The organism is Pseudorhodoplanes sp. (genome assembly GCF_035565855.1).
Lineage (GTDB): Bacteria > Pseudomonadota > Alphaproteobacteria > Rhizobiales > Xanthobacteraceae > Pseudorhodoplanes.
This window is the reverse complement of the sequence record NZ_DATMRX010000029.1, coordinates 1-6,833: the sequence shown is the minus strand read 5'-3', so window position 1 is coordinate 6,833 and position 6,833 is coordinate 1. Positions and strand designations below refer to the sequence as shown.

General features: G+C 63.6%; 8 protein-coding genes. 4 read left to right on the top strand and 4 right to left on the bottom strand.

What is annotated here, in order from left to right:
• Nucleotides 1–395: FHIPEP family type III secretion protein (locus VN004_RS01820; RefSeq protein ID WP_325606453.1), on the top strand; the 395-nt coding region annotated here is incomplete at its 5' end.
• 310 nt (nucleotides 396–705) lie between these two features.
• Nucleotides 706–918: a hypothetical protein gene (locus tag VN004_RS01815; RefSeq protein ID WP_325606451.1), complete on the top strand. Its 213-nt coding sequence runs from the start codon at nucleotides 706–708 to the stop codon at nucleotides 916–918.
• A 151-nt stretch (nucleotides 919–1,069) separates the two neighbouring features.
• Here VN004_RS01815 and fliJ read toward each other — a convergent pair whose 3' ends face one another.
• Complete coding sequence (fliJ, locus tag VN004_RS01810) at nucleotides 1,070–1,486, bottom strand: flagellar export protein FliJ (RefSeq protein ID WP_325606450.1); 417 nt, start codon at nucleotides 1,484–1,486, stop codon at nucleotides 1,070–1,072.
• A 150-nt stretch (nucleotides 1,487–1,636) separates the two neighbouring features.
• Nucleotides 1,637–2,983, bottom strand: coding sequence for a flagellar protein export ATPase FliI (fliI, locus tag VN004_RS01805; RefSeq protein WP_325606448.1), 1,347 nt, complete (start codon nucleotides 2,981–2,983; stop codon nucleotides 1,637–1,639).
• A gap of 375 nt (nucleotides 2,984–3,358) precedes the next feature.
• Here fliI and ctrA point away from each other — a divergent pair, with 375 nt between their 5' ends.
• Nucleotides 3,359–4,060, top strand: a complete 702-nt coding sequence (gene ctrA, locus VN004_RS01800) for a response regulator transcription factor CtrA (RefSeq protein ID WP_325606446.1) — start codon at nucleotides 3,359–3,361, stop codon at nucleotides 4,058–4,060.
• A 102-nt stretch (nucleotides 4,061–4,162) separates the two neighbouring features.
• On the opposite strand, the gene VN004_RS01795 is transcribed toward ctrA, so the two are convergent.
• Entirely contained in the window at nucleotides 4,163–5,257 is a 1,095-nt protein-coding gene (locus VN004_RS01795; RefSeq protein ID WP_325606443.1) for a carbon-nitrogen hydrolase family protein, read from the bottom strand.
• Nucleotides 5,258–5,496: 239 nt separating this feature from the next.
• On the opposite strand from VN004_RS01795, the gene VN004_RS01790 reads away from it, so the two are divergent.
• Entirely contained in the window at nucleotides 5,497–6,474 is a 978-nt protein-coding gene (locus VN004_RS01790; RefSeq protein WP_325606442.1) for a tripartite tricarboxylate transporter substrate binding protein, read from the top strand.
• Between the two features lie 48 nt (nucleotides 6,475–6,522).
• Here the strand turns inward: VN004_RS01790 and VN004_RS01785 are convergent.
• Nucleotides 6,523–6,833, bottom strand: a 311-nt coding sequence (locus tag VN004_RS01785) for a 2OG-Fe(II) oxygenase (protein ID WP_325606440.1), incomplete at its 5' end; no start/stop codon positions are given.

Below are 6,833 nucleotides of genomic sequence, written 5' to 3'. Positions count from 1 at the left end.
CGCTGTCGTTCACGCGCAACCCGACCACCATCGCCGAGCATGTGCGCACGCGGCTCGCCCGCCAGATTTGCGCGCAACACACCACGCCGGCGGGCTACATGCCGCTGATCGCGCTGTCGGCGAAATGGGAGCAGAGCTTCGCGGAGTCCATCGTCGGCCAGGGCGACGAGCGCAGCCTCGCGATGCAGCCCTCGAAGCTCTCCGAGTTCATCACGCTGGTGCGCGAGCGGTTCGAGGATGCCGCCCGCCAGGGCGAGGCGCCGGTGCTCGTCACCTCGCCCGGCATCCGCCCGTTCGTCCGCGGCATCGTCGAGCGTTTCCGCGCTCAGACCAGCGTGCTCTCGCAGTCGGAAATCCATCCCAGGGTGCGGCTGAAGACGGTCGGCAGCATCTGACGCGCAGGGTCGCCCGACCGGCCGATTCCGCCCGCCATTCCTGGAGATTCAACGAAACGTGAACGGGTCTTGGAACCGGATCGGCCCGCTCTACGTTTATGGCACGCAGCCGTGATGAGGGGAAACGGCGCCGCGCCCCAGGGGTCTGGGGCCGGAATGGTGTCGCGTGCGCAAACCGTTGGAAGCCTTTGGAGATACGGGCTTTAGCCGGAAGCGGGAATTGAACCTGGAACCGGCGGAACCCGACGAAGCAGGTGAAGTCTAAGACAGGTGAAGCCCTGGCGAACATGTGAGAGTCCGGGAGCGCGTCATGAACAACTACACACTGGCCACCGCAGATCGTTTGACCCACCTCAAGATCGTGGTGGTGTCGCTGATCGCTGGCATCATCGTCGTCGGCGTCGGCATCGCCGCCCGCCCGGAACTGCCGGACATGAGCACGCGGCTGGAAGCCCGTGCGCCGATCCTCAAGGCGGACAAGCCGGTGACCTGGACCCAGGCCGACCGCGTGACCATCCGCTGATTTCGCGGCATACTTCGCCGACGTTCTCACCATCGACTTCGCGCGCCCTTGCGGCGCGCGATTTGTTTTCCGGGCAGATCAAAGAACCGATGCCCCGCTTTCGCGGGGCATCGGGGGTAATCCTGCCGGCTTTCCGGGCAATCGGACCGGCTCACGCCGAGGCGTTGCGCACCCGCATCAGGCCGATGGCATCGAGCTCGGACTGTTCCACGGCGGCCTCGGCGGCGCGCTCGCGCATCTGGTCACGCTCGTCGAGCAACTCGACCTTCTTCAATTCCTCGAATGCTTCGGCCAGGGCTTCCTTGGCGTCGTTGAGTTGAACCTTCAATTCGTCGGCGGATTGCTTGAGATTCTCGCGCCGCTGAATGGCGGCCTTGGCATACGTCGGATAGGCGAAGTGACCGGGATCATGGATGCCGGCGCGGTCCTGTTCGACCTTGATTTCGCGCTCGAGATCGACGGCCATGCGCTCGAATTCCGCGATCATGCTCTCGATCTGCATGACCTTCCGTCGCTTTTCGTCAACCTGAAATTTCTTCAGACGAATGAGCGTATCGCGTGACTTCATTTTACTCGTACTCCCCCGAAGCCCCGAGGACGTGGCTTGACCCGCCGGTCGCACCCGTACCGGTGGGCAACCATGTCGAATGTGGCGCGATAACGTTAGTTTTCGGTTTCCAATGATGGCGCAAAGGTAAGGAAGCCGCTTTTTCTGTGGCTAACCGCGTGGCGGCACGTCGGCAGCGCCGGCGAGCCCGGCGGCGGCCAAGATCTGCTCCAACCGCCGGTAACCGTCGATCAGACTGGTAGAATCGGCTTTATCCTGACCGAGAAAGGCCTCCAGCGCCGGGTGTAGGCCAATGGCCTCGTCCACCTCGGGACTCGAGCCGGGACGGTAGGCGCCAAGCCGGATCAGTTCCTCCATGTCGGCGTAGGTCGCCATCACCCGCCGCGCGCGGGTGAGTACATCGAGAAAGGCGGGATCCGCCGAGCGCGGCATCGAGCGCGACACTGACTTGAGCACGTTGATCGCAGGGTAACGCCCACGCTCGGCGATGGCGCGCTCCATGACGATATGGCCGTCGAGGATCGAGCGCACCGCATCGGCGATCGGCTCGTTGTGGTCGTCGCCTTCGACCAGCACGGTGAAGATGCCGGTGATGGTGCCCTCGCCCGCTCCGGTGCCGGCACGCTCCAACAGGCGCGGCAGTTCGGCAAACACGGTCGGCGTATAGCCCTTGGCGGTCGGCGGCTCGCCGGTGGCCAAGCCGATCTCGCGCTGAGCGATGGCGAAGCGGGTGACCGAGTCCATCAGCAGCAGGACATGCTGGGCCTGATCGCGGAAATACTCGGCGATGGCGAGCGTCAGATAAGCCGCCTGGCGACGCATCAGGGCCGGCTCGTCGGAGGTTGCGACCACGACGACCGAGCGGGCCAACCCCTCCTCGCCCAGGTCGTCCTGCAGGAACTCCTGCACCTCGCGGCCACGTTCGCCGACCAGGCCGATCACCGAGACGTCGGCGACGACGTTGCGCGCCATCATCGACAGCAGCACCGACTTGCCGACGCCGGAGCCGGCAAAAATGCCCATGCGCTGACCGTGGCAGCAGGTGACGAAGGCGTTGAGCGCCCGCACGCCGAGGTCGATGGCGGTGCCGACGCGCTTGCGGGCATGCGCCGGCGGGGGCGGCGCTTTGAACGGATAGGGCACGGGACCGGCCGGCAGCGGCCCCTTGCCGTCGATCGGTTCGCCCATCGCGTTAACCACCCGGCCGAGCCAGCCCTGCGACGGCCGCACCGCGCCCGCCACCGAGGACACCACGGCGCGGCAGCCGCGCCGTACCCCTTCGAGCGGAGCAAACGGCATCAGCAGCGCGTGGCTGCCGGAAAAGCCGACCACCTCGCACGGAATAGGCTTCGACCCCGTTTCGACAACGACGCGCGCGCCGACCGACATGGCCTGCAGCGGCCCGGCCACCTCGACCATCAGACCGCGCACGCCGACCACGCGGCCGTAGACCTCGAGCCCATCGAGTTCGGCGATTTGCTCGAGCAGCGCCTTCATTCGCGCTGACCCGTTGGTAACCAAACGACCCCAGTCTTAACCCGCTGTTTACCCGCGTCGTTAATCATTAGGTCACCGTCGTTGGGATTAACCCAATGCTCACCCCGACCAGAATGGAAGGGCTTGAGTCGTCGGAATCGGTTACATCCGATTCTTAATGTGGAACATGAACGAAAGCGTGGCTAAAAAATCACTCCCGGACAACACCTTACGCCGATTCGGCCAAAATCGGCCAGTCTGTGGTTGCAGGCGGGAATCAGATTTTGTTAACCATAGCTCGTTAACGTTCCGAATCGGATTGTCCCTGAGCGTTTTCATGGGCCGCCCCTGCGGCGGGCCGAGTTTCGAGCCGCAGCGGCGAAGAAGGGGTCTGGCATGCGCGTCTTGCTGATTGAGGACGATAGCGCCACCGCGCAATCGATCGAGTTGATGCTCAAGTCCGAGAGCTTCAACGTCTATACGACGGACCTCGGCGAAGAGGGCGTCGATCTGGGTAAGCTTTACGACTACGACATCATCCTGCTCGACCTGAACCTGCCGGACATGTCCGGCTTCGAGGTTTTGCGCAGCCTGCGGGTGTCCAAGGTCAAGACGCCGATCCTGATCCTGTCCGGCCTCGCCGGCATCGAGGACAAGGTGAAGGGCCTCGGCTTCGGCGCCGACGACTACATGACCAAGCCGTTCCACAAGGACGAGCTGATCGCGCGCATCCACGCCATCGTGCGCCGCTCCAAGGGCCACGCCCAGTCGGTCATCAACACCGGCGACCTCGTCGTCAATCTCGACCAGAAGACCGTCGAGGTGGGCGGCGCTCGCGTGCACCTGACCGGCAAGGAATACCAGATGCTGGAGCTGCTTTCGCTCCGCAAGGGCACCACGCTGACCAAGGAGATGTTCCTCAATCACCTCTACGGCGGCATGGACGAACCCGAACTCAAGATCATCGACGTCTTCATCTGCAAGCTGCGCAAGAAGCTCGCGAACGCCTCCAACGGCCGCAATTACATCGAGACGGTCTGGGGCCGCGGCTATGTGCTGCGCGAACCGGGCGAGGACGAGGCGCGCATCCCCGCGTAAGCCGAAACGGCACAACGAATGCAAAAACCCCGCCGCGAGGCGGGGTTTTTGTTTGTCAGGCGCAGCCGAAGCCGCGTCGCGGGATTGTCCGCGGCGCACAGCCTACGAATGATTGGAGAGCAGGCCGCGGATCTGCCCGATCTGCGGGGTGTCACCCTGCCCTTGCGCTTCCAGCGCCTTCAACGTGGAGCGCAATTGCGCCAGCAACTCCTCCCGGGAAAGCCCGTCGGCGCCGTCATCCGTGAACGAGATCGGGCGCGGGCTCTTGCGGTTGTATTGCAGGGAAAGAACATCGAAGCGGTTATAATGGCCAACGACATCATGCAGGGTCTTGGCGTCGATCATCACTTCGAGGTCGATGTCGGCATAAACGATGCCTTCGTCACCGCGTAGCGGCCCGCCGATGTACTTGCCGTAGGGATTGACGATGCCGGAAACGGCATTGCCCTTCAGCACCAGGCTGCGCGCCTGCTCCGTCACGCACAACCGCTCGATGCTGGCATCGCCAAAGACCGACGATGAACTGATGACGAAGCACTTGCCCTCATAGGCATGATAGCGGATACGAAGCTCCTGCCCGTCGATGCCTCCGCGGTTATATTCCGACGGATAGGCGGGCCAGTGCGCGGTGTGGACTTTCTCACCCTGCGCCAGCAGTGCAAACTTGGCGAGACTGTTGGTGTTCTCGCCGCACATCAATCCGCCGAGCTCACCGTAGGGCGTCTGATAGACGTTCAACGTGCTGCCGTCGCCCGCGCTCAGCACCAGCCGCTCGGTCGTCGTCGGCACAAGCTTGCGGTGCACGCCGAGGACATTTCCGTCCGGCCCAAGGAACAGGATGCTGTTGAACAGGCTGCCCATGCTCCCGGGTGTGCGCTCGTTAATGCCGATCGCCACATACGCCCCGGCTTTCTTGGCGGCGCGACCGAGCTGCTCGGTCGCCTGGCTCGGCACCTCGACGCAATTCTTGAAGAAGTCGCGGTAGAACCGCTTCATCGCCTCGTCGGGCGGATAGAAGTAGAGCCAGTCCGGATGGCCAGGGATGAAGCCTTCGGGGAAGGCGATGATCTTTGCGCCGTTGCGCCCCGCCTCCTCAATCAGGCTGCACGCCTTATCGACGGTGGCTTCGCGATCGAGCGGGACAGGCTCTGCTTGCACGGCTGCCGCTTTGAACTTTGGAAAGCTGTCACCGCTCATTTCAAACTCCCTTCATGCGCACGATGCGCAAGCTTACTTGATGGGCCTGCATCGTGGCAAAGGCTGCATTGATGTCCAAGCACACACGGTCTGCGTGCAAGTGCAGTGGCGCAACCAGCGCCGTTCTACTTCTGCGTGGTTCAAAATCCGCATGATGCCGTTTAGTCTCCGAAACGAAATCGCATGCGCGGCAAACTGAATGCTCGCGAACAACGGCGATACGAAGAGGGAGAACCATCATGCGTTACGCGAAAATGCTGCTGGCGTGCGCGCTCGGCTTGTCGTTCGCAGCCGCATCGTCTCCCACCGCGCATGCGCAATTCTCCCCGAACCAGCCGGTCACGCTTGTTGTCGGCTTTGCCGCGGGCGGCGCAGCCGACATCATCGGGCGATTGATCGCTGAACAGTTGGGAACGCATCTCGACGGCGCAAAGATCGTCGTCGAGAATCGCGGCGGCGCGTCCGGCAACACCGCGGCGCGGCTGGTCGCGTCGTCCCCGCCCAACGGGCACACCATCCTGGTGACGACCACCGCGATCGCGGTGAACGAAACGCTGTCGAAGGACAAGGGCTTCTCCAGCAGCGACCTGCGCACCATATCCATTGCCGCGGCGACCCCGGACGTGCTGGTGGTGAACCCGGACAATCCGGCAAAGACGCTGCAAGAGCTTGTCGCCAACGGCAAAAGGAAAAGCGTCACCTTCGGCACCGCGGGCGTCAGCACCAGCCCCTATGTCGCGGCCGCGTATTTCTTCAAGGAGTTGGCCAAGATCGAGGCCGTGCATGTACCCTTCCCCGGCGGCGCGCCGGCGCTGAATGCGCTGCTCGGCGGCCATATCGACGCCGTCGCCATCACGCTGCCGACGCCGGTGCCGCATATCAAGGACGGTCGGCTGCGCGGCCTCGCCGTCGCCAGCAAAGAGCGGATGGCGGTCGTTCCCGGCGTGCCGACTTACGAGGAAAGCGGCTATCCGGGCTTCCTGCACGACACCTGGGTCGGCCTCTTTGTCAACAGCAAGACCAGCGACGAGATCGCCGGCAAGCTGAACAATGCGGTCAACGCCGTGTTGAACGACAAACGCTTTCAGCAGCGGTTGAACGACATCGGATTCCGAACGCAACCCCGGCCGCTGGGTGAGGCCGACAGCTATTACCGCTCGGAAATCCAGGACTGGAACAAGATGATCACGCGGATCGGCCTGACGACAGGCAAGTGATGCCGGCGGCGGCAGCGGTCACAATGGCGATAGCATCACTCCGCGCGGCTACTTCGCGTCGTGGAAAATGATGCCGAGCGTGTGACGTCGGCCGGAGCGGATGCGGCTTACCCCGTGGCGCATGTTGACGCGGTAGATGCCCCGCGTGCCCTGCACCGGCCGGTGATGGACCGGAAAGATCACTGCTTCGCCACGCCGCAGCGGAACCACCTCGACCCGCGACTGCATGCGCGGGCGCTGCTCGGTCAGCACAAATTCGCCCCCGGCGAAGTCCACCGCAGGCTCCGACAGCAGCACCGTGGCCTGCAGCGGAAAGACATGCTCGCCATAAATATCCTGATGCAGGCAATTGTAGTCGC